We start from the raw sequence: 23,750 nt of genomic DNA on the forward strand, positions 1-23,750 counted from the left end.
TTATTTGACTCCCAACTCGCTGGCTCGTTGCTTTTCAGCGTTGTGCCCCGTGTCGGTGGATGCGCATTATAGGGAAATCGAAACCCAGCGCAACCCCTTTTTTGAAGAAAAGTGAGAAAAATAGCGCGTTCGGACAAAATACAAACAAAACGCACCTTTTTAGACCTTTTATGTACAAAAAGAGCGCTTAATCGCGCTCAATTTTCAATATCCAACCGGCTTTTTCCTGATACCCAGCTTCTAACTCTAATTCACTGCGCATCAATGGGTGCCCATGCAGCCACTCATCCGGTAAAGTCAGGGTAAGCGTTTCAGGTTCAGTCGCTGTGATGTATAGATCTGGCAAAACATCATCCTGGCGGCGCATAGACAAAATAACAGCAACCCGGAAGATCCTGACAAGTAATTCAATGAATCCCTGATGATGACCAAACTGGATGAAGGTATCTTCTTCCACGTCGAGCCGGTGGTTACCCACTAAAGTTACCACCATTTGCTTTTGTACTCGGGAATAACCTGGCATGCCGGTGTGCTTTAAAATGTAGGCACTGTGCGAATGATAAGACTTGTAGTCAATGACCAGACCAACCTCATGCATGGATGCAGCAGCATGCAATAAACTACAGGCACTTTGAAAATCAAACTGCATTGGTGCTTTCAACTGCTGTAGAAAGATTTTACAGATATCAAATACGCGTGTCGCCTGCCCAGTATCAACATGATATCGAGACATAAAGCCATCGAGTGTGCGTTTGCGAATATCAGCCTGATTGAGCTGATCAATCATGCTATATAGAATGCCTTCACGCAAAGCACCGCCTGCAAGGCCCATTTGCTCAATCTGTAATGCTTCAAACAATGCTATCAAAATTGCCAGACCAGAAACAAAGACCAAGCGGCGTTCTTCACTTAGTCCGGGCAACTCAAGTTGCTCTATACTTTCGAACTGAATGGCTTGCGCACGAATTGCCTGGAGCTTATCCAGCGTCAACATCTCATCCAGGCCTAGCGCCGCAAAAATTTCCTGAATGGCCTGAACAGTCCCGGATGCGCCAATTGCAAGCTCCCAGCCAGACGATTTATACTGCGCAGCATAAGGGGCAACCACCTCGTGCGCTGCTGACGTTGCAGCAAAGAAATTGGCCTCACTCAGTGCACCATCTGAGAAATAACGTTCTAAATAGGTGACACATCCCATATTCAGACTGTGGTACAGCTGTGCTTCAAAGCCCTGACCAATGACAATTTCGGTGCTCGCGCCACCGATATCAACAACAAGCTGTCGACCCTGGCAGGCTGAGGTATGTGCGACGCCCTTGTATATAGACCGAGCCTCTTCTTCGCCACTGATAATAGAAATAGGGTGACCCAGAATTTGTTCGGCCTGATGCTTAAACACATCAGCGTTGGTTGCCAGGCGCAAGGTTGCGGTGGCCACAATACGTATATTGTTAGCCGGGATATCCTGAAGTCGTTCAGCGAACAAGGATAAACATTCCCAACCTCGCTGCATCGCTTCTTCACTCAGCAAATTTTGCTCATCCAAGCCAGCTGCCAGCCGCACTTTACGTTTGACCCGACCAATTGTATGCACACCACCGGCCATATGTTTTGCGATTAACATATGGAAGCTGTTTGATCCTAAATCAATCACCGCATACACATTTTCATGTGGAGATCTCTGAACCACGCTTACTAACCTCTATCTACCTCTACCAAACCGCCCAATTAATTACGCGGGCGCGATTTTTGGTAACTACCTTGTCGACGGTTATTACCACTGCGATTACCGCGCTGACCGGACGTATTTCTGCGCCTTTGTTGTCTGGCTGGCGCTTTAATATCATCTAGCAGAGCTGACTTATCGTAGTGTGAAACCGGAATTGCATGGTCAATGTATTCTTCAATCTCATGTAAGTTATATGCATATTGCTCACAGGCAAAACTTATTGCATGCCCTGACGCACCTGCTCGGCCAGTACGGCCAATGCGATGCACATAATCTTCACAGTCGTCTGGCAAATCAAAATTGAGTACATGACTCACTTCAGGAATGTGCAAACCTCGTGCTGCAACATCGGTTGCAACCAGCAGGTCCAATTCACCCTTAGTGAATTTAGACAAAATCGACAAACGCTTTTTCTGATTGACATCACCGGTTAACAGTCCAACCCGATGCCCATCATTTTTTAGCCATTCATATACGTTTTCACAACTGTGTTTAGTATTGGCAAATACAATGGCCTTATCTGGCCACTCTTCCTCAATCAAGGTAAGGAGTAAAGGAATTTTGTCCTCTTGCGAGGGATGGAACAACTCTTCTTTGATCCGTTTGCCTGTTTTAACATCCGGTTCAATTTGCACATGGATAGGGTTGTGCATATGTTCAAAAGCTAGCTCCTGAACACGGTAAGACAGAGTTGCAGAAAACAGCAGGTTCAGACGCTGTTGTGTATCCGGCATGCGATTGAACAGATAACGAATATCTTTGATGAAGCCCAAATCGAACATTCGGTCCGCTTCATCTAACACAACAACTTCAATATTATTAAGGTTATAAGCACCTTGTTTATAGAAATCGATCAGGCGTCCGGTCGTACCAATGAGGATATCTACCCCTTTTTCTAGTTGTGACCGTTGTTTTTCGTATTCTTCGCCACCATATACTAAACCAAGCTTTAACCCACACGCCGGCGCCATGATTTGTGCGTCTTTGTGGATTTGGATCGCGAGCTCTCGTGTCGGTGCCATAATTAACGCACGTGGCTGACCGGCAACCTGGGCGTCAGATTGGCTTTGCATCAGCCTGTGACAAGTTGCAGTTAAAAACGCCAGCGTTTTACCTGTACCTGTCTGAGCCTGACCGGCAATGTCTCTGCCCTCACTAATGTAGGGCATGCACTTTGCTTGGATTGGCGTACAGTATTCGAAGCCACTCGCTGTCAAACCGGCGACCACTTCCGGCGCTAAAGCAAAGTCGATAAATTTTTTATTGGTCAAATGTGTCTTAGTCATAGCGATTAAGCATAACGTTTAAACTTGCAATAAGAAACAAGAGTGTTTAAATACGCATTAAATAATTGACCTAATTCTAACGGAGAGCGCAATGAGCGACAAAATTATTCAATTAACTGATGACAGCTTCGAAGCAGACGTGCTTAAGTCGGATACCCCTGTACTGGTAGATTTCTGGGCTGAATGGTGTGGTCCATGTAAAATGATTGCACCTATCCTGGACGAAATTGCAGACGAGTTCGAAGGTCGCGCAACTGTAGCTAAGCTCAACATCGATCAAAACTCGCTGACACCACCTAAATTTGGTATTCGTGGTATTCCAACTCTGCTGCTATTCAAAGACGGTGCAGTTGCAGCTACTAAAGTTGGCGCGTTGTCTAAAACACAACTGATCGAGTTCCTTGAGAACAACATTTAACTGAACACTTAATTACCAGCATCAGCTTACGCTGGTCGCTGAATAAGTCACAGTCTGAATGTAACAGGTGGTGCTGTGTTGGCACTGCCTGATTAAATTTGTATAAAGACTGGACGACTGCTCCCCTAGCTGCTAACTTATAGAGCCACTAACCTTAAGCAATTTCAATTCAATCCCTCGTACCACGAGAGAACAACTTTTAAATAAAGAACCCACCAATATGCATTTACGCGAACTGAAAGACAAGTCAATCAATGAGCTTGTAAAACTTGCCGAGTCTATGGGACTCGAAAACGTCGCCCGTCTGAGAAAACAAGACATCATCTTCGCCATCTTGAAAGCGCACGCAAAAAGCGGCGAAAACATTTATGGTGGCGGCGTGCTGGAAATTCTTCAGGATGGCTTCGGCTTTTTACGCTCATCGGAAGCCTCCTACCTGGCAGGCCCGGATGACATTTATGTTTCGCCCAGCCAGATCAGACGCTTTAGCCTACGTACCGGTGACAGTATCAGCGGTCTGATCCGCCCACCTAAAGATGGTGAGCGCTACTTCGCACTGTTGAAAGTGAATGAAGTTAACTTTGATAAGCCGGAAAACTCCAGAACGAAAATTTTGTTCGAAAACTTGACGCCTATCCATGCCAACGAACGTATGGTGATGGAACGCGGTAACGGCAGTACAGAAGACATCACAGCCCGAGTTCTGGACCTGGCTTCTCCTATCGGTAAAGGTCAGCGTGCATTGATAGTTGCACCACCTAAAGCTGGTAAAACCATGCTGCTACAGAATATTGCGCAGTCTATTTCTTACAACAACCCAGACGCAACGCTCATGGTACTACTGATTGACGAGCGTCCGGAAGAAGTAACAGAGATGCAGCGCCTGGTGCAAGGTGAAGTAGTTGCCTCTACCTTTGATGAACCAGCAAGCCGCCACGTACAGGTTGCAGAAATGGTCATTGAAAAGGCGAAACGCTTAGTCGAGCACAAGAAAGACGTCATCATCCTGCTGGACTCAATCACTCGTCTAGCACGTGCCTACAACACTGTAATCCCCTCTTCAGGTAAAGTCCTGACAGGTGGTGTTGATGCCAACGCACTGCACAAACCAAAACGCTTTTTCGGTGCTGCACGTAACGTAGAAGAAGGCGGCAGTCTGACCATTATTGCCACAGCCCTAATCGACACGGGCTCTAAGATGGATGAAGTCATTTACGAAGAGTTTAAAGGCACCGGTAATATGGAACTGCACTTAAACCGTAAGATTGCTGAAAAGCGCGTCTTCCCGGCGATCGACTTTAACCGTTCAGGTACTCGTCGTGAAGAGCTGCTCACTAAGCCAGATGAGCTTCAGAAGATGTGGATTTTACGCAAAATTGTCCATGAGATGAGCGAAATCGATGCCATGGAGTTCCTGATCGATAAGCTGTCGATGTGCAAAACCAATAACGAGTTCTTTGACTCGATGAAGCGCAAGTAACCCATTACTTCAGAAAAAGCCTGCTTATGCAGGCTTTTTTTATGGCGTCATAGCTTGGAACTCTCTGATTGGTGTTCTATATATTAGGAAGTGTGCAAAACACTTGTTTGTATGTCAGGGAAGGCCTCCTCCCCCAAGCACTCGGCTCACAACCTGAGCCCGCATTGCATTACAGCTCGTGTTATTTAGTCAGCCTGATAAGGAAGAACACATCCATGCGTTTAGTAGCCAGTGCCATGGCCGTGACTACGGTGAACATAGCCGCCGTACTGATCTGTGCAGCCATATTCTCCCTACCTCTGACAGCCACCGCTTCACTCATTGCTATGATGCTGGTTTCATCTGTTCTGATCACACTCTGGGTAGATAAGAAGCAAGAAAAAGGCGCCTACCTGCAAAGTTTTGTCAGTGCACTTCATCACCAGGACACGATTGATCTAACCTTTCGCTTCGACGAAAAAGACAAATCACTGCCCAAAGCTTGCCTGGCCATAAACGCCAGTATGGCAATGATGGAGCACATCATTGGTGAGGTCTATGCCTCTTCATCACGGCTGACCCCTATGGCCGATAGCCTGCGTGATACCTATGCCTCCATGACACAAAAGGCGACCATCCAACATGCCCATGGAGAAGACCTCGCCACGGCCATCAACCATATGCTAACGGTTTCAAGAGAGCTGGATGACAGCCTGGAAAAAATCTACAGCTCCGTCGAAAATGCCACTCAAGCAGTCAAGAAAACCCGAGTGGATACCGACAGGAGCCAGCAAAGCCTGATGACGCTGGCAAGCAATATTCAGGCAACCAGCGAACAAATAGCCACATTAAAAACAGACAGTGATGCTATTAGCTCCGTGATTGATGTGATCAATGCTATTGCCGATCAAACCAACTTACTGGCCCTGAATGCCGCCATTGAGGCCGCAAGAGCGGGTGAACAAGGTCGGGGGTTCGCCGTGGTAGCCGATGAAGTACGCAGTCTTGCAGCACGTACCAGTCAGTCGACACAAGAAGTGCGCAACATGGTCAATAAAATCCAGGCCGGTACAGACAGTGCACACGCCCTGATGTTAACTGCGCTGGAAGAAACCGATAAAACGGTCAGTTTATCAGAAGCCTCAACGAAAGAAGTCGATCAGATAGAGCGGGCCATGATAGATATAAACGCCATGTCACACAGCATCCATGACCAGGTAAGCCAACAGAAAACTGTCTCTGATGAAGCGCAATCCAGCATAGAGTCTATGGTTGAACTCAATTCAGATGCCCTGTCTGCGTCAAAAATTCAGGCGGTGTCGAGCAGTGATCTGATCAATCTGGCCGAATGTATTCATGAGAAATTGTCTATGTTTACGGCAGAGCGACCACATCCAGATATGTCTCATAGAACCGATACCAGTCGCTATAACAGTGATGCCGATACGAACGCGGTCTCCAATAAGCCTCACAGCCCCCAAGCTGAGGAACACAGTAAATTAGGAGACATCGAGCTGTTCTGAGTAACTGCACACTTTGAGTTCATCACACAGGATCAGAAACAAATCCTGATAAAGTGCCGTTTGCTCCTGCTTCAGCGCCGCTTCAAACTGTGAGGCAATATCTGCAATATGCACAAACTCGAACATACTCGCCGCCCCATTTAATTTATGACAGTGATGCTGTAATGCCTGCCAGTCCTGCTCCTGCCACAGATCAATTAGCTTGTACCTTTCCTGTTCCAGGGTCTGTGCAAAACTCTGTTTGAGATCGCTCATATCTATCGACAAATCCAGTGCCTGAGCCGCATTGGTGCGCTGCAAGGACTGAGCAAGCGTTTGATATAGCACATCACTGTTGATCGGTTTACTAAGATGGCCACTGAACCCCTGAGCCAGATAGCCTTTAATTTCGTGCTCCATCACGTTTGCTGTCAGTGCATAAACCTCACCTTCAAAGCCAGCCTGTCGTAATAGTTGTAACGCTTCCAAACCATCCATTTTGGGCATCTGAATGTCCATCAGCACCACATCGGGATACGCGCTGAGACAGCGCTCTACAGCTTGCCTGCCGTTACTGACGGCATCGACTTCCAGACCCATTTTTTCCAGCAAACGAGTGATAAGCACTCGGTTGTCATCATGATCTTCCGCCAGTAATACTGTACCGGACAAACGTGAATCGGGAAGCTGGGAGGGAATGGGCTGCACCTCATTAAGGCAATCGGTTTCCTTGGTATGACTCAGGCGGGCACAGGGAACAACCAGCTTAAACTGGCTCCCTTTCTCGACTTCACTGTGCACTGAAATCTCCCCCCCCATCATCTTAGCCAAATGCTGTGACAGACTAAGCCCTAACCCAGAGCCGCCAAATCGACGCGTGATACTATTATCTCCCTGTTGGAAGCATTCAAATATCCTGGCCACCTGAGATGGCGACATGCCAATGCCACTGTCCTGAACGATAAACGTAAGGCCATCCTCATACTGGCGAATAATCAGCTCTACCTGTCCGTGCTGGGTAAACTTAACCGCATTGCTGAGTAAATTAATTAATATCTGTTTCAGACGCACATAGTCGAGCCGAACCAAATAGGGCACTGGCAAATCGTTTTCTACCAACAAAGCAAGTGACTTTTCCATACAGGGGCGCTGGAACATATCGCAGACATCAGCCAGTAAATTCTCTATGGTAAATTCGGTGTACTCCAGTTCCAGTCGCTGCGCCTCTATTTTACTCAGGTCTAATACATCGCTGATAAGGTCTTTGAGATGATTGCCCTGCCGTGTCACAACGGCCAGTGACGACATAAGATGAGCATCGTGCATGTAATCCTGCTGCAAACTTTCGGCATGGCCTAAAATTGCAGTCAGCGGCGTGCGAATTTCATGGCTGATATTGGCCAAAAACTGACTTTTTACCTGATTGGCATTGCGCAGCTCATCGGCGCTTTGCTGTAACTGTGCCGTTCGCTGCGCAACTTTTTTACTGAGCTCAATTTTTGCCCGTCGCTCGGTCGCGCGATGGTAAAAAGCAAACACAGAGATCAGCGCCAGACACAAGATCAGTCCACTCATCCACAGTAGTTGATTACGTTGTTCGTCCTGCAGTCGTTGCAGCTCCTGCGCTTGCTTCATTTGCGCCAGTTCCTGGCTTAATTGACTTTCTTCAAACTGACTCTGGTATTTATTGAGGCGCGTAATGAGCCCCTCATTCAGCAACGAGAATTGCAAGTCCCGATAATAATCGAGCGTTTCAGCCGCAGACTGCATTTTGCCTGTTGCCGCTTGAACCAGCGCCAGTAAATGTAAAAACTCACGCTCCCTGAGCCTATCTCCCAGCTTTCGGGTCAGCATGAGTCCCTGATCAATACTGGCTTCCGCACCGGCGATATCATCACGCATCAGCTGCAACCTGGCCATCGGATGCAAGGCATGCATTACCCCAGCCTGATTATCGGCTTTTTCAGCGTAGTACATGGCAAAATTGACCTCCTGCTCCGCTGCGGTGTAATCGCGGATCAACAAGCTCAGTTTCGCCATGTTGACATATTCAAACGCCAGGTGACGTGTATCATTAATACTGTGGTAGTAATCAACCGCTGCTTTCACAGCTTCTCGGGCCAGCTCTGGGCGATTTGACTCGGTATAAATAACGCCCAGGTTACCCTGTACCAACGCCACACCATAATGATCTTCAAGCCCCTCAAATAACGTCTTTGCACGCTTGAGTAGCTCTTCTGCTTTGTCATAGCGAAACTGACGAATATAAACGCCAGCAAGATTCAGCAACATGTCTGCCCTGTCCTGCTCATTACCATGCTGTTCATACAACATGTATGCGGCCAGGTACTGCTCCAAAGAGGCTTCTAAGTCATGGATCTGGATAAATGACATACCCAGATTATTGTGAATGTCTGCGCGCTCAATGGGGTTATTTCTTTGTTCTGCAACGGCGAGCGCCTGCTGATAATCAACCACAGATGCAGCATAATCACCCTGATAAAACGCACTGATCCCCTGCATTTTAAGCGCATAATACAAACTGTCAGACAATCCCTCATCGCGACTAAAAGACTCCAGTTGCTCAAAATAACGGATCGCCATCTCATAGCGCGTGCTTTCCAGTGCAATTTTACCTATGGCCTTAAGGGTCGCTGCACGGTGTTGCGGACTTAATTCAGTGACCTGCAGCAAGCGTTCAGCACTAAGCACCTGCTCCTGCCAGTTGGGCAGATCTGATAATGCCTCAATTTGTGATGTAATCGCAGGTTTGGCGGCAGATGTCTCAGCATGGCCTTGCGCCGACCAGATCCCCACCAGTAACACCGTGGTCACAGCCCACTTTAACCCCTTTGTCATCCCTGTCTGCCCCGTATTACTTGCAATAGACGTGTCAAAAAATAAGAATTGAACAAAGAAGATACACTATGTTTACAGGCGGAACAATGTTGAACCCTCTCCTTGATGCCACTTTTAGAATAATCACCCGTGAGCGTGCGACCCAACTACATCGACTGGCCGCAGCCCTGGATGCTGAATTTGGATTGCCGAAACTAGATAATGATCCAGACAAGGACCTTTTTAAACGCAATTTTCTGTTGATGAACGCACTGTATCAGCTACAACAAGAGATGGCGGAGCAAGGTTACTACCTTCAGGTCGAGGCCATGGATATCCGCCTGAATGAGCAATCGACCCAATCCGCCTTGCAAACACACGACCCGCTCAGAGACTATTATTTAGATTGGCGCAATTATGATACCAGTAAGGACGACGTGATAGCGTTACTTGATCAGTTCTGGCAACGCTATCTCAAATTACCGCAACTGGCGCCGCAGCAACACGCGGAGTTAATTGCAAAATGGCAGCTACCCAACCCATATTGTCGACGCCAACTCAGCAAGCGCTGGCGCGCACTGGCATTTGCAGCTCACCCGGATCAACAGGGTAATCACTGCGCATTTCAGCAGCTCCAGAACGAATATGAACAACTCAAACACTTTGCGACAGCAGAAGAGTCATAGCGCTCCGCATCAGTCGGGAGAATCTTAGCGGGTACACGGTAATCATCTTGCTATTCAGCGCCGCAGAATTAACCGTTTTTAGCCCTGTTACCGCCAGACTTCTCCTCAAATTGCTTAGCAATTAACGGGGGATTGATAGCCTCACAGGCTCATCCGCTTCGCTTTAAATTTACGTCCCTTAAGCTTGCTTTCCTGCAACTTCCTCAGCGCAGGTTTCACGCCTTCTCGGGCCACTGCGACAAACGCCTGATGGTCCAGCACATCGATATGACCAATCAGGCTGGCACCAACCCCTTGTTCAGAAGTCAGACAACCGACGATATCACCGGCACGAAGTTTATCTTTCTTGCCGCCATCGACCTGCAACGTCACCATCGGAGGCTTAAACACAGGTTTGTCGAGCAGGCTCAGTGGCGGCGGAGTCACCGGCTCAAAGGTTTGCTCATAAATTTCGCCCAATTTAGCGACTTTAAACGCTTCATTTTCACCATACAAAGAGCAAGCTAGGCCTTTTTTACCACCCCGTCCGGTTCGGCCGACCCGGTGTACATGGGTTTGCGGATCCAGAGCCATATGGTAGTTGATCACCATATCAACATCTTCTATATCCAGGCCCCGGGCGGCGACATCTGTGGCAACCAATACCGATGCACTTTTATTGGCAAAGCGGATCAGCGAACGGACCCGCTCAGCCTGGTCCAGGTCGCCGTGTAAGGTCACAACGTTAACACCACTGCCCTTGAGTTCACTGTACAGCTTTTTTGTTTCCACTTTGGTGTTACAAAAAGCAATACAGCTGACCGGTTTGTAATGCTGGAGCAACAGGCGCAGTGTATTGAACCTCAGCTTGTTATTTTTGAGTGCAAAAAACTGCTGCTTAATCTGCCTGTTCAGGGCTTCTTCTTCCCCTTTCACCATCACAGGTTCACGCATAAACTGCTGTGTCAGCGCTTCGATGTCTTTCTGATAAGTGGCACTGAACATCAAGGTCTGGCGCTCTGGTGGCAGATATATCGCGATATTTTCCAGCGCTTCGACAAACCCCATGGCCAGCATCTGATCGGCTTCATCCAATACCCAGGTCTGCACCTGGGTCAGGTCGAGTGTGCCTTTATACAAATGTTCTTCAATCCGCCCAGGGGTGCCAACCACCACGTGCGCACCATGCTCCAGTGAACTGATCTGGGGCCCGATAGGCTCACCACCACACACGGTCAGTACTTTGATATTTTGCATACTACGCGCCAGCTTGCGGATCTCAGTAGCCACCTGCTGCGCCAGCTCTCGGGTCGGCGCCAATACTAAACTCTGGATCACCTGCTCTTCGGCCACCAATTTATTCAGTAAGCCAAGGCTAAATGCCAGTGTTTTACCCGACCCGGTTTTTGCCTGCGCAATCACATCCTGGCGGGCAATAATGGCGGGCAATGCCTGCGCCTGGATGGGCGTCATGGTAGTAAAACCGGCTTGCTGTAAACCACTTTGAAGCTGCCGGGTCAACGACACTTGATTAAACGACTGAGTCACACTGTTACCTCGGATGAATTCAATCTGCCAAGTTTAGCAAATCCCACATAGCGCCGTCACTTCAGTAAGCAAAAACGCCCATTCACCCCGAAACAGTTTAATTTAACGCCAATTGTTGCGACAATCTCCAGTGATGTAAATTACCAAGGGTTACTATGGATCAGAGAATACGCTTTGCGCCTTTTGGCAGGCTAACCAGCGCCGCCAAACACTGGCTATTACCACTGTGTGCGTTAACCGCCAGTTTTGTGAGTCACTCTGATGAACTCACGCAAAAACAACTCGAAGACGTCGCTAAAGTGCGCACACTGGCAAGTCAGAGCGACTTAAGCTGGCAGTTACTGGAATCGCTCACCACAGAAATTGGCCCACGCCTGCCCGGCACAGAAAACGACAAATTGACCGTGGCCTGGGCTGAGAAACAGTTTAATCGTTTGGGCTTTGATAAAGTCTGGCTAGAAGCTGCGACTTTCCCTGAATGGCGCCGCTATCATGAATCGGCCAAGTTGATTGCGCCTAGTGAGCAACCGCTGCATATCACAGCGCTGGGCAACAGTATCAGTACCCCACAACAAGGGCTACGTGGTGAGGTCGTGCTGTTTGAAACATTTGATGAACTAAAAGCCGCACCTGTGGGTAGCCTGAAAGGTAAAATTGCCTTCATCAACTACCGAATGAATCGGGACATCGATGGCAACGGCTACGGCCCGGCGGTTCAGGCACGCAATAAAGGTGCGGTAGAAGCGGCGAAAAAAGGGGCGATTGCTTACATGATGCGTTCGGTCAGTACTGCCCATCATCGTTTTGCTCACACTGGCGGTAGTCACTACGATGAGCAGGTTACAAAAATCCCGGCGACCGCCATTGCAAACCCGGACGCCGACCAAATCGCGCGTCTGCTCAAGCATGGCCACACCCCTCAGGTCGAAATTAATATTCAAACCGAAGATCTGGGCGAAGGGACCAGCTTTAACGTGATCGGCGAAATCACAGGTTCAGAGTTTCCTGAGCAATACGTGCTGCTCGGCAGCCATCATGACTCCTGGGACCTTGGGACAGGCGCACTGGATGACGGCGCAGGCATGGCGCTGACCATGGCAGCGGCCAAACACATTGCGTCAGTGACTCGCCCCAAGCGCAGTATCCGGGTAGTCCTGTTTGCCGCGGAAGAGCTTGGATTGTGGGGTGCAAAAGCCTACTTTAAACGCCATGAAGACAAACTGGCGCAGATTGTAGCCGCCGCTGAGTCAGACTTTGGCGCTGATGTGGTCTATGCGTTCGAGTCAAAAGTAAATGCAGCGTCTCTGCCGCTGGTGCGTGCCATTGCAGAACAACTTAAGCCGCTCGGCATTACCTATATTGGCGCTAACCGCGCGCGTGGCGGTCCAGACCTGATCCCGTTAAATAACATGACGTCTGCGCCCATTTTCGATCTGCATCAGGATGGCACAGACTATTTTGATTATCATCACACGGCCGACGATACGCTGGATAAAGTAGATCCGGAAAAACTTAAGCAAAATACCGCAGCCTATGCCGTCTTTGCCCTCATGGCTGCGAATGGGAAAACATCGATGCAAGGCAAATAATGCCTGTATGATTCAGTAAGTAATTTCCTCACAGGCACCGGACTGAATTGGCCGGTGCCTCATCCCAACCAAGGAATGCACATGGATAAACTCACCGCCAGTCTGTTTACATCCCACGACCTGATCTCCCGCTTTCTCATCCGCTTTAAAAACGTGTTAATGATTGCGGCCATACTGAGCATTATCGGGTATTTTTGGCTCCAGCATACCCAGCAAACAGCGCAGTTTCAGCGTCTGTTACTCGAGCCCAAAACAGATGACCTGATTTTGATTGATTTGGGTCGCTTTGACACACAACGAGTCTACCAGGCCCAATTTCGGATCACTCAGGTTGTGGCGACAGCCGACGACACAATCACAGTCAAACAAGGGCGATATACCTACGGACGCAAACGGGATGTAAAACGGGCGATCCAGTTAGATAACCTGATGCTGGACAATTATTTTGATACCGCAACACTGCAATGGCCTCGCGCTGAACTGACAGACTATTTTGAGCAAGGTGCGATCTACGCTATCCACCGCCCCAATGACATTTATGTCATGGGTGGGATAGTCAAACCCAGAGTGATACCACACCTGCATACACCAACAGCCAAACACCGGCTCTCACCCGACAACCAACGCGGCATAGCGCACTATCAAATGGGTGAACTGCAGCAGGCACGTGAGGCCTTTGCTCTTTCAGCGCAACAGGATGATCACTGGGGGCAGTATAATCTCGCAACCATGCTACTTGGTGGCGAAGGGGGGGAGGCAGACCCTAAGCGGGCAATCGAATTACTGCGTCAGGCCGCTGCAAAGGGCAACGTCAAAGCACACACTCTGCTCAGCGAGCTTTGTCCTGATAATAAGGTGTGTGACTAGCTAGCGCGCCACAGTTACCTGCTTAGACTCTCCGTCAGACTGCTCCGCATAGCTATGTATAAAGGCTTCAAATTGTGCCGCATCAGCGGGTTTCGCATGCAGGAAGCCTTGTGTGTAATCACACCCGAGCGACTGTAAAAACGCCAGCTGGGCCTGGGTTTCAACCCCCTCCGCAATCACTGTCAGATTAAGCTGTCCGGCCATGGAGATAATCGCACTCACCAGGGCTCGGTCTTCCTCATCCTCAGGCAGATCCCGAATAAAGGCGCGATCAATTTTCAATTTGGACAGCGGGAAACGTTTGAGATAGCTCAATGACGAATAGCCCGTCCCGAAGTCATCAATGGCCAGGCCGACGCCCATCCCACGCAAGCTCTCCAGCTGTCGCTGAATATGACCTGAGTTGTCCGCCAATACGGTTTCAGTGATCTCCAGTGTCAGCGCATCGGCCGCTAACCCGGTTTCTTTGAGTACCTTGGCAACCAGACTGGCAATGTCCTGTCGCTTAAATTGCGTACTCGACACATTCACAGAAACAAATAAGGGCTGACCCGTTTGCGTGATCCAGGATTTAGCCTGCGCACAAGCCTGATACAACACCCATTCACCGATAGTGATGATCAATCCCAGCTCTTCGCAGATGGGGATAAAATCAGCTGGCGACACCAACCCCAGCTGCGGATTATGCCAACGCAATAAGGCTTCACAACCCAGTCGTTTCTGCCCGACGATCGGCTGGTACGCCAGATAAAGCTCACGATTTGTCAGCGCGCGGTGCAACGCTCCTTCCAGCGCACTGCGTGCTTTTGCATGCTCATGCATCGCAGAGGTGAAGAACTGAAAACAATTACGACCATGCTCTTTTGCTTTATACATGGCGCTGTCGGCATTTCTGAGCAACACTTTGCGATCTGCGCCATCATCGGGGTAGAAGGTGATCCCCATACTGCCAGACACAAACGCTTCATGGCCTTCCAGAAAAAACGGTTCACTCAGCGTATGTAGTACCTTGGTCGCCAATTTTTCCATATCACTGATCTTTGCCATGTCGGGCAACAGCAGCGCAAATTCATCACCACCTAATCGCGCAACGGTATCCGAATTACGGGTGCACTCGCGGATCCGATTGGCCGCTTCAATCAATAATTGGTCACCAATATGGTGGCCCAGCGTATCATTCACGGCTTTGAAGCGATCCAGGTCGATAAAGCACACCGCCAGACGGGTTTGCTTTTGTTTAGCCTGCGCCAGCGCCAAATCAAACTTGGTGTGGTAATGGTGACGATTTGCCAGCCCGGTAAGATTGTCAAAGTTGGCCTGCTGCCACATCAGCTGTTCATTGCGCTTACGTGACGTAATGTCATTAAACAGTGCCACATACATGTCGATTTCGCCCGCGGCATCAAACACTGCTGACACTTGCAGCCAGCTTGGATAAACCTCACCATTTTTGCGTTTATTCCAGATCTCGCCTTCCCAGTGTCCACGCGAGGTCAGAGCATCATATAGCTGAGCAAAATAGGCCGCATCATGCCGGCCTGAATTGAATATGGACGGTGTATTGCCCAGCACCTCTGCTGCCGAGAATCCCGTAATGTCGGTAAAAGCCTGATTCACCATCTGGATCTGATTGTCACGATTCGACACCAACACCCCTTCGCTGGTTGTCGCAAATACCGTGCTGGCCAGGCGCTGTTCTTTTTCGCCCGCAAGACGCTTGCTGATGTCCTGGATCAAATAAATCGATCCCGTCTCCGCGCCCGCATTGTCCAGCACTGGGGTTTTACTGATCTCAACATCGCGCCGCTTACCTGCCAGTATAACCTGACATTCCACCGGCTCAGCACCCAGGTTATCCAGACAGTGACAATCCTCCAGAATAAGCGCCATTGGGCGACCCTGAATGCTACCTAAGTCTCGCCGCGCTGCTTGGTTAGCCGAGGCCACCACATTGCTGGAATTGGTATAGATAAGATAATCCCCAATGGCATTAAAAATGGCACTGAAGCGGTTTTTCTGTAGTTCGGTACGACGTTTGGCGCGGCGCAAGCGCAAGGTAAACAACACTAGCACCAAAATAGAACCGCCGAGAATCGCAATCACACTGCCAAGCAGGATCAACTGCACCGTATTCGCCTCTTTCAATTCGGCGGTTTGCAAGGCGACTTGCTGCTCAAGGTTAGACTGGTAATGCCACAGGTCGCGCTCCAAACTGCGTTGTGCACTGATATCCTGGATCACTGACAACAACAGTGGCTGTCCCTGTTCATTGCTAAACGGGGCAGAATACACGCTCACGGTTCTAATTTCCTGGCTGGCAAGCTGATGCTGAAAGATAAAATAATTACGCCCTTCGCTGAGCGCTGACATTCTCTCCTGCTCAACCTGCTGGGGTGTAAACTGATTGATCTGCTGGATCTGCATGGTTTCCAGGCGGGCCTGAGAGTAGCCATAGAACTGCGCCGCAGCCTCATTCGCCTGGACGATGTTACCGCTTTTGGGCTCAATGAGTAACATCACAGCACTGTGCTGTTCAAACGCACTCACAGGCAAAAATGGCTGCGCGCTTGCACTACTCGCAGCGGAACAAAATAAGGCCAGAATGGCAATACATGAGCTGGCTATTATGGTTGTTATCTTCAAGCCGCCTCCAATCAAATACTGCGCAATGCAACTGACTATAACTGAAAGCCAAAAGCAAAGATATATACCCGGTTCAGACTATTGCGCCGAATCAATTATTTCCCCTGTTAGCATAATAGTCGTTAATAGAACTTTGATACACCCACTGCGCACCCTTTTTCATCTAACGTCACCTTGCCAGTAAACCAAACCGGCAAACCAGTCGTAAATCTCTGTTCTACCTCTGGCGACTTGTTATACTAGCGCCATAAAATCTGTGCAGCCCAAATAAATGATGAAATATAAAGATTTGAGAGAATTTATTGCTCTGCTGGAAAAGCAGGGCGAGCTGGTACGGGTCAGCCAGCCCATTTCCACCAAACTGGAGATGACTGAAATTGCCGACCGTACATTGCGTGCCGGTGGACCGGCTATCCTGTTTGAAAACCCCATTGGCTTCGATATGCCAGTGCTGGCTAACCTGTTTGGCACCCCCAAACGTGTTGCAATGGGCATGGGTCAGGATGACGTCAGTGAACTACGTGAAGTGGGTAAATTGCTGGCATTTTTGAAAGAACCTGAGCCGCCCAAAGGGATCAAAGAAGCACTCGGGCAAATCCCGGTCTTTAAGCAAGTGCTGAATATGCCGACGAAGGAGCTCAAAAAAGCCCCATGTCAGCAAGTAGTAATAAGTGGTGATGAGGTCGATCTCACCCGCCTCCCTATCCAGCATTGCTGGCCAGGGGATGCCGCCCCACTCATCACCTGGGGACTAACCGTCACCCGTGGACCGCATAAAAAACGTCAGAACCTCGGCATTTACCGTCAACAGCTACTCGGCAAAAACAAGATCATTATGCGCTGGTTGTCCCACCGTGGCGGCGCACTCGATTTTCAGGAATGGTGCCAACAAAACCCTGGAGAGCCGTATCCGGTGTCTGTTGCCTTAGGCGCTGACCCCGCTACCATCCTGGGTGCCGTAACCCCGGTGCCTGACACCCTGAGCGAATATGCCTTTGCTGGCCTGTTGCGTGGCAGTAAAACCGAAGTGGTTAAATCTATTTCCAACGACCTGCATGTCCCGGCCACTGCGGAAATTATCCTGGAAGGCTACATTCAGCCGGGCGAAACCGCGCCGGAAGGCCCGTATGGCGACCATACTGGCTATTATAATGAAGTGGATGACTTCCCGGTGATGACAGTGACACACATTACGCACCGTGAGGATCCCATTTATCACAGCACCTACACCGGCCGTCCACCCGATGAACCGGCCATCCTGGGTGTTGCGCTCAACGAAGTCTTTGTGCCGATTTTACAAAAGCAATTTCCAGAGATTGTTGATTTTTACCTGCCACCAGAAGGCTGTTCTTACCGAATGGCGGTGGTCACGATGAAGAAACAATATCCGGGCCATGCCAAGCGTGTGATGCTGGGGGTGTGGTCTTTCCTGCGTCAGTTTATGTATACCAAGTTTGTGATTGTGTGTGATGATGACGTCAATGCCAGAGACTGGAATGATGTGATCTGGGCGATCACGACGCGCATGGACCCCGCCAGGGATACCACTATGATAGAAAACACGCCTATTGATTACCTCGATTTTGCGTCACCCGTGTCGGGCCTTGGCTCAAAAATGGGGATGGATGCCACCAATAAATGGCCAGGTGAAACCGATCGGGAATGGGGTGAGCCCATCGTGATGGACGAGGCGACTAAACAGCGCGTGGATGAAATCTGGGATAGCCTGAAAATCATTAAAACTTAATTAATTCGACAGACTTTTTTCTGGCATACGACGATAAGCTAAGTGGGAATCTGTCTGTCTTGGTGTGAAAGCGGTTACAGGGTCAACCTGAGTGTGCTACAGTGCACACACTTTCACCACCGTGCTTATTTTCTAAGGTAAAAAATGCAAGTACTCAAAGCCACAGTGGCCGAGATTTCGTCACTGACCGAATACGTATCTAAAGTTGTCTTAACACCTGAGCAGGATGCCGAATTTGCAGCTGGCCATTACCTGCAGTTAGTACTAGGTGAAAAAGACAAACGCGCCTTTTCAATCGCCAGCAGCCCTTCGAAGAAAAATGCCCTGGAGCTGCACATTGGTGCATCAGGTGCCGACTCTTATGCGATGCAAGCATTGGATCATTTAAAAGCCGCCCACACCAACCAAACACAGGTTGACCTGGAAGTAGGACTGGGTGTTTCTCAGGTTCGCCCTGAACAGGCAAGACCGCTGGTATTACTGGCAGGCGGCACAGGATTTTCGTACGTTAAGTCCATGGCCGATCACCTTGCTGAAATTAACTACGACCAGCCAGTACTCTTTTACTGGGGCGTTAAAGAAGAGTCTGCGTTGTATGCTAAGGCAGACATGGAGGCGTGGGCAAACAGCAAAGCAAACTTTCAGTTTATTCCTGTGGTTGAACATGCGTCAGAGCACTGGAAAGGCCATACCGGCTATGTCCATCAGGCAGTTATGAAGGACATCGTCTCGCTTGAACCATATAGTGTCTACATGGCAGGCCGTTTTGACATGATTGGCATAGTACGTGACGACTTCATCAATCATGGCGCACAACGTGAGTTTATGTTCGCGGACGCTTTCGCATTTATCAAATAATGCCCTGTGATGCGCGGTTGCCCAATCGCGCATTCAATTCATAAAATCAATCACTCTGATACAAATAATCCATTTTAAAAATTGATAATAGTTATCCATACTGGGTTTGTCACTTAACAGGAGAACCCCCATGGCTAAACAATTTATCTCAGACATCATGTCCACACAGTTTCCGCTGATCACCCCTGATACTGAAATCACGGAAGCCATTGCACAGCTAGAAAAGTTTGCCCTTTTTGGCGCCCCGGTACAGGACCGTAATGGTAAACTGGTCGGCTTTATTTCCGAGCAACAACTGCTTGCGCCATTGCTACAAAGTAGCTATTTCTGTGATGGTGCCACCCAGGTTGGTCAGTTAATGCGAAAAGACACTTTATCCGTCAGTAAAACCACCACAGTGGTGGATTTAGCGACGCAGATGCAACAGGACAAGCCAAAAATCTATCCGGTTGTCGATAATGATAAGGTGATAGCGGTAGTCACCCGCAGCCAGGTGTTGAGTGCATTAAAAGAAAATTACTTAAGCTGCTCAACACACTGAGCAGCTCGGCAAAACACTAACGCGGGTTACGCATACTTTTGTAACAGCGCCTGCTTGTCTGCATCACTCAAAAATGCAATTTCAACTGCATTCTTTTGTGCTTGGAGGATATCAGAACCACTGAGACCAGCCTGTGGTGCAGCGCGTTCAAATTCATTGTCCAGCTCCACGCCTTGTACCGCTGGATCATCTGTATTGATGGTAGCCAGAATACCGTGATCTAAAAACTGTTTGAGCGGATGCGTCTCAATGCTTGCCACGGTGCTGGTTTGTAAGTTGCTGGTCAGACAAGACTCGATACCAATGCGATTATCACGCAGATAATCCATCAGTTTAGGATCTTCAATGGCTTTCACACCATGGCCAATCCGCGTCGCGCCCAGCTCATTGATAGCCTGCCAGATACTGCTGGCCCCTTCAGCTTCTCCGGCATGGATTGTTGCGCCCAAGTAGGCGTCACGAACTTGTTTAAAATGATCAATGAATAAGGCACCCGGAAAGCCGATTTCATCCCCGGCCAAATCCACTGCCACTAAATCGTTTTTGAACGCCAGCAAGGCATCGAGTTCATATTGGCATTTTTCAACGCCAAAGGTACGCGACATAATGCCAATCAGATTCACCTTGATATCCTGACCTTGGGTGGCAGATTTTATGCCATCAACCACTGCCTCGACCACGCCTTGCGGGTGTAAATTATGGGTTTTAGCCATATAATACGGGCTGAAGCGCAGCTCAGTGTAATCCATCTTCTGCGCAATGGCGTCCTCCACATTTTCAACTGCAATTCGGCGACAAGCATCATAATCACCCAGCACCTTGACGCCCCAGTCCAGCTTGGCCAGAAAAGCCATCAGGTTTGGCGCATTATCAATGACCTGTACATGTGGCCTTAACCCTTCCACATCATGAGCAGGCAGCGGCATATTAAACTTCTGACCAAGGTCTAAAATGGTCTCAGCACGCACGTTACCGTCTAAGTGGCGGTGTAAATCAAGTAAAGGTAGTTTGGTATTGATCATAAGGCACTCGGATTGCAGATAAAATTTTTCAGATCATACGCAGCTTAAGTGTAGTTTCAAGGACAAATATCCGCAAAGCGGAATATTCATCGCAAAAAAAACCGGTCAGGCGACCGGTGTTTTAACTGTATCATGGTATTACTGAGTGGCCAGCAAATAGGCTTTATCAAATTGCCCGGTCTGGGCATAAGCGCGCTGTGCTTGCTGCTGCCACAACGTTTGCCAGGGGGAGTTTGCCAGCGTGTCGAATATCTTAGCTGCCAGTTCGTACTCTCCCTCCGCATTGGCCAGACATGCCAGACTAAACAGCAACTCAGGTTGCTCCGGCTGCTTATGCAACGCCGCCTGTATCAGTTTACGCAACTCAGGATCTGAGCTGCCAGCATACTGCAACGCCTCAGCCAATTGCTGGTACTGACCTTTTTTCAGATATTTTAATAAGTCACCGCGCACGGCATCAAATTGTCCCTGTCGCAAGGCTTGCTGAGTCAGAGCACCTGCAGCCATAGGACGCAACCCTTTGGGTAGCGCGTTAAAGGTCGCCTGCGCCGAGCTGTCATCTAAGGCAAACAACGCATTGAGGTGCTTTTTCCAGCGCGCTTCTGACCAGCGCAATTGTTTATGCCTTTGCTGGATCAGCGTCAACGCTTGCTCACGCTGCTCAGCCTGGATCAACGCATCCAGGTAACTGGCAACCACGTTGTCCGGGACTTTTTTCTCATCCATTTGTGCACCCAGCAAGGACAGTGCCTGCTCACCCTGATTGGCTTGCAGCCACAACTTAGCGACCTGTCCCTGGGACTCTGGAGACATCCCCTGCAACTGTGCCAGCGCCTGTGCAGACTGTTGCTGCTGCAACGCAACCCGCGCCGCCATGGCGCGCTGCTGATCCTGCCACTGTGCTGGCAACTCAGCGATGCTGAGAGCCTGCTGCAACTGCGCGTCATCATCATTAATGCATGCCCAGACAGCCGCTTCCAAAGCGTGTTGCTGACGCTTATTTTTGCGCCCTTTTAGCCAGCCACGGCTACGAGCGAATGTCCGCCAAAGTGCACCCAGCACGCTCAGTAGCAAAGCACCCAGTAACACAGCAAAAATCACAATTACAGCAAGCGCAAACAAAGAGGTCTCTATGGTGTGGTTGTTCACCGCAATCAACAAGTAGCCTTTTTCGTCAATCAACAAATGGCCTGCTGCCAGCACGCCCAGCAGCACAATGATCGAGATCAGTGTACGTGTCATTGTAACCACTCCTTCACCGCCTGTGGGGTCTGTAACTCAAGCGTTGCCTGAGCTGCAAACTCTTTTTGTTGCAGCGCTTTCAAACCTGCCTGCATCGCAACCACTGCACTGTTATCAGAGCGGTAATAACGCGCTAAGGTCATGCCGGCACCTTCCAGTGCGGTGAAATACACACTCTGCTGTTGCTGCATTAATGCAGTCTGCGCCTGACGCAGATAACTGTTCAGCTGAGCACGAATAAGTTGCTGCTCCTGGGCATCCAGCAGCGGATCAATGACCGGTTTATCATGGGTGCGAACCTTAATGAACTGATCCTGGATTTTTAACCAGGAACGCCAGACATTGGCTTTCCAGTCACTTACCTGCTCCGTTAGTTCACGCTGTTCACTTTGCGGATCTGCCGGTTTGGTCATGATCTGTAAAGGCAAATCGTCAGCCTGGATCACATAACCATGCAAATCCAAATACAGCGCTTCCAGCTGCGGCTTAGGCTGAGCTTTCAAGAGTGCCAGATCGGCAGCAATGGCGGTTTGCACAGTCGTAGTATTGCTTTGTTCACGCACGAGTGTGTGCAAGCGTGTCAGTGTCGCGGCAGCAGCCAGATAATGGCGCTGAATATTGGCCTGAAACTCAGCACTGCGTGTCAGCGCGGCTATTTCTGCTTTTTGAGCGCCCCCAAGCTGTTGCTTGGCTGTCTGTAAGGTCGCCTGTAGTCGCTGTTCAAGTTCACGCGTTTGCGCCTTGAGTTGCTGCGCGACTGCCTGGTCACGTTGCGCCAGCTGCTCATGTAGCTCGGCCAGTGTCTTTTTACTCGACGCCAGTTCACCGTGCAATTGCTGATTATCCTGAGTCAGTTGCGCCAGCGTTTGCTGATACTGAGTCAGCTGCTGCTGTCCCAGATAATAGACACCCGCAGCCCCGACCCCGGAAGTCAACGCCACCAGCAGAGCCAGGACGGCCGTTTTGCTGATTTTGCCCGACACAGCGGCGGGTTTGGGTGACTTATCCGAAGATTGAGGGCCTGACTGACTTTGTTGTTGTTCTGTCATAGTTCCACCTTGACGGGGCTGATTATCCATAATGCAGGCCAGTAACGCATCGTTATCGGCGCCTGCACTGATGGCGATTTGTTTGTCCTTTATCGCGTATTGTTCGCGAAGGTATTCTGCACTGCGTTGACTGACCAGATAAAACCGACGGCTGCTCAGCCAGTTTAGTAATTCGCTCTGCTGGGTATTAAAGATGGCATCAATGGCCGCATTACTGGTGATCACTATACCGTCAATGCCTTGCCTTTGCCAGTGGTCCAACCAGATATCAGACCCGGTGGCAGCCGGGATCCGCTCATACACCACACAATGTGATACCCGGGCGCCGCGCTGTTTGAGCGTCTTGCTGATCAGCGTGCGTCCACCTCGTCCTTTGACCACTACAACTCGATTATCCTCAATCTGTTGCAGTGCGGGCAAAACGAGTAATCCCTCTGAATCATGCTGCTCGGGTACCATGGCACGGCGGTTAAAACAGGCGTCTATGGCCGCTGCGGTTTTTTCACCTACAGCAAAAAACTGACAGTCGGGGGAAAAGGTAGGCTGATGCTGGGCCAGGTAATACACCGCATCCTGAGAAATGAAAATCAGCTGCTCAGCTTCCATGATAGGTGCCAGTTCAGCCTCACTGACTGGCAGCTTTACCAGCTCCAGCACGGGGGTGCAGTCACAGCTGATCCCCTGTGCCTCGAGCTGTTCACCAAGCAAGGTTCCTTTGCCTGCCGGGCGGGTGATGGCTAGTTTCAC

At 49.5% G+C, this 23,750-nt stretch carries 17 protein-coding genes; 9 read left to right on the forward strand and 8 right to left on the reverse strand.

The annotated features are described in order from the left end of the window. Nucleotides 1-187: 187 nt before the first annotated feature. Both gppA and rhlB read right to left on the reverse strand, forming a co-directional pair. Nucleotides 188-1,690, reverse strand: coding sequence for a guanosine-5'-triphosphate,3'-diphosphate diphosphatase (gene gppA / locus QNM19_RS23325; RefSeq protein ID WP_049863476.1), 1,503 nt, complete (start codon nt 1,688-1,690; stop codon nt 188-190). A gap of 38 nt (nt 1,691-1,728) precedes the next feature. Further along, nucleotides 1,729-3,015: an ATP-dependent RNA helicase RhlB gene (rhlB, locus tag QNM19_RS23330; RefSeq protein ID WP_049863475.1), complete on the reverse strand. Its 1,287-nt coding sequence runs from the start codon at nt 3,013-3,015 to the stop codon at nt 1,729-1,731. A gap of 91 nt (nt 3,016-3,106) precedes the next feature. On the opposite strand from rhlB, the gene trxA reads away from it, so the two are divergent. The 3 genes from trxA (at nt 3,107) to QNM19_RS23345 (ending at nt 6,415) form a co-directional block, all read left to right on the forward strand. Then, on the forward strand, nt 3,107-3,433 hold the full coding sequence (gene trxA / locus QNM19_RS23335; protein ID WP_010387092.1) for a thioredoxin TrxA: 327 nt from the start codon (nt 3,107-3,109) through the stop codon (nt 3,431-3,433). Between the two features lie 220 nt (nt 3,434-3,653). Next, nucleotides 3,654-4,913, forward strand: coding sequence for a transcription termination factor Rho (gene rho / locus QNM19_RS23340; protein WP_010387091.1), 1,260 nt, complete (start codon nt 3,654-3,656; stop codon nt 4,911-4,913). Nucleotides 4,914-5,128: 215 nt separating this feature from the next. Next, nucleotides 5,129-6,415, forward strand: coding sequence for a methyl-accepting chemotaxis protein (locus QNM19_RS23345; protein ID WP_049863474.1), 1,287 nt, complete (start codon nt 5,129-5,131; stop codon nt 6,413-6,415). Here the strand turns inward: QNM19_RS23345 and QNM19_RS23350 are convergent. Beyond that, nucleotides 6,392-9,253, reverse strand: coding sequence for an ATP-binding protein (locus tag QNM19_RS23350; RefSeq protein WP_284027273.1), 2,862 nt, complete (start codon nt 9,251-9,253; stop codon nt 6,392-6,394). The genes QNM19_RS23345 and QNM19_RS23350 overlap by 24 nt on opposite strands. A gap of 86 nt (nt 9,254-9,339) precedes the next feature. On the opposite strand from QNM19_RS23350, the gene QNM19_RS23355 reads away from it, so the two are divergent. Beyond that, complete coding sequence (locus tag QNM19_RS23355; RefSeq protein ID WP_049863470.1) at nt 9,340-9,918, forward strand: DNA-J related domain-containing protein; 579 nt, start codon at nt 9,340-9,342, stop codon at nt 9,916-9,918. Nucleotides 9,919-10,059: 141 nt separating this feature from the next. Here QNM19_RS23355 and dbpA read toward each other — a convergent pair whose 3' ends face one another. Beyond that, the gene (dbpA, locus tag QNM19_RS23360) at nt 10,060-11,445 is read right to left on the reverse strand and encodes an ATP-dependent RNA helicase DbpA (RefSeq protein ID WP_082225341.1); all 1,386 of its coding nucleotides are present in this window, start codon (nt 11,443-11,445) and stop codon (nt 10,060-10,062) included. A 155-nt stretch (nt 11,446-11,600) separates the two neighbouring features. On the opposite strand from dbpA, the gene QNM19_RS23365 reads away from it, so the two are divergent. Both QNM19_RS23365 and QNM19_RS23370 read left to right on the forward strand, forming a co-directional pair. Further along, nucleotides 11,601-13,034, forward strand: coding sequence for a M28 family peptidase (locus tag QNM19_RS23365; protein ID WP_284027274.1), 1,434 nt, complete (start codon nt 11,601-11,603; stop codon nt 13,032-13,034). A gap of 81 nt (nt 13,035-13,115) precedes the next feature. Then, nucleotides 13,116-13,901 carry a tetratricopeptide repeat protein gene (locus QNM19_RS23370; RefSeq protein WP_049863468.1) on the forward strand — a complete coding sequence of 262 codons (786 nt, stop codon included), beginning with the start codon at nt 13,116-13,118 and terminating at the stop codon, nt 13,899-13,901. On the opposite strand, the gene QNM19_RS23375 is transcribed toward QNM19_RS23370, so the two are convergent. Next, nucleotides 13,902-16,544: a sensor domain-containing protein gene (locus QNM19_RS23375; protein WP_082225339.1), complete on the reverse strand. Its 2,643-nt coding sequence runs from the start codon at nt 16,542-16,544 to the stop codon at nt 13,902-13,904. A gap of 274 nt (nt 16,545-16,818) precedes the next feature. On the opposite strand from QNM19_RS23375, the gene ubiD reads away from it, so the two are divergent. The 3 genes from ubiD (at nt 16,819) to QNM19_RS23390 (ending at nt 19,690) form a co-directional block, all read left to right on the forward strand. Then, on the forward strand, nt 16,819-18,291 hold the full coding sequence (ubiD, locus tag QNM19_RS23380) for a 4-hydroxy-3-polyprenylbenzoate decarboxylase (RefSeq protein WP_049863477.1): 1,473 nt from the start codon (nt 16,819-16,821) through the stop codon (nt 18,289-18,291). Between the two features lie 144 nt (nt 18,292-18,435). Next, nucleotides 18,436-19,149 carry an NAD(P)H-flavin reductase gene (fre, locus tag QNM19_RS23385; RefSeq protein ID WP_010387081.1) on the forward strand — a complete coding sequence of 238 codons (714 nt, stop codon included), beginning with the start codon at nt 18,436-18,438 and terminating at the stop codon, nt 19,147-19,149. A 130-nt stretch (nt 19,150-19,279) separates the two neighbouring features. Continuing rightward, nucleotides 19,280-19,690: a CBS domain-containing protein gene (locus tag QNM19_RS23390; protein ID WP_049863467.1), complete on the forward strand. Its 411-nt coding sequence runs from the start codon at nt 19,280-19,282 to the stop codon at nt 19,688-19,690. A gap of 26 nt (nt 19,691-19,716) precedes the next feature. On the opposite strand, the gene add is transcribed toward QNM19_RS23390, so the two are convergent. From add to QNM19_RS23405, 3 genes are all read right to left on the reverse strand, one after another. Beyond that, on the reverse strand, nt 19,717-20,712 hold the full coding sequence (add, locus tag QNM19_RS23395) for an adenosine deaminase (RefSeq protein ID WP_049863465.1): 996 nt from the start codon (nt 20,710-20,712) through the stop codon (nt 19,717-19,719). A 138-nt stretch (nt 20,713-20,850) separates the two neighbouring features. Then, nucleotides 20,851-21,954 carry a heme biosynthesis HemY N-terminal domain-containing protein gene (locus QNM19_RS23400; RefSeq protein ID WP_049863464.1) on the reverse strand — a complete coding sequence of 368 codons (1,104 nt, stop codon included), beginning with the start codon at nt 21,952-21,954 and terminating at the stop codon, nt 20,851-20,853. Next, nucleotides 21,951-23,750 (reverse strand): uroporphyrinogen-III C-methyltransferase, encoded by a 1,800-nt coding sequence (locus QNM19_RS23405; RefSeq protein WP_284027275.1) that lies wholly within the window; start codon nt 23,748-23,750, stop codon nt 21,951-21,953. The genes QNM19_RS23400 and QNM19_RS23405 overlap by 4 nt, the downstream gene beginning before the upstream one ends.

It is taken from the genome of Pseudoalteromonas ardens (assembly GCF_030125445.1).
In the GTDB taxonomy this organism is placed as follows: Bacteria; Pseudomonadota; Gammaproteobacteria; order Enterobacterales; family Alteromonadaceae; genus Pseudoalteromonas; species Pseudoalteromonas ardens.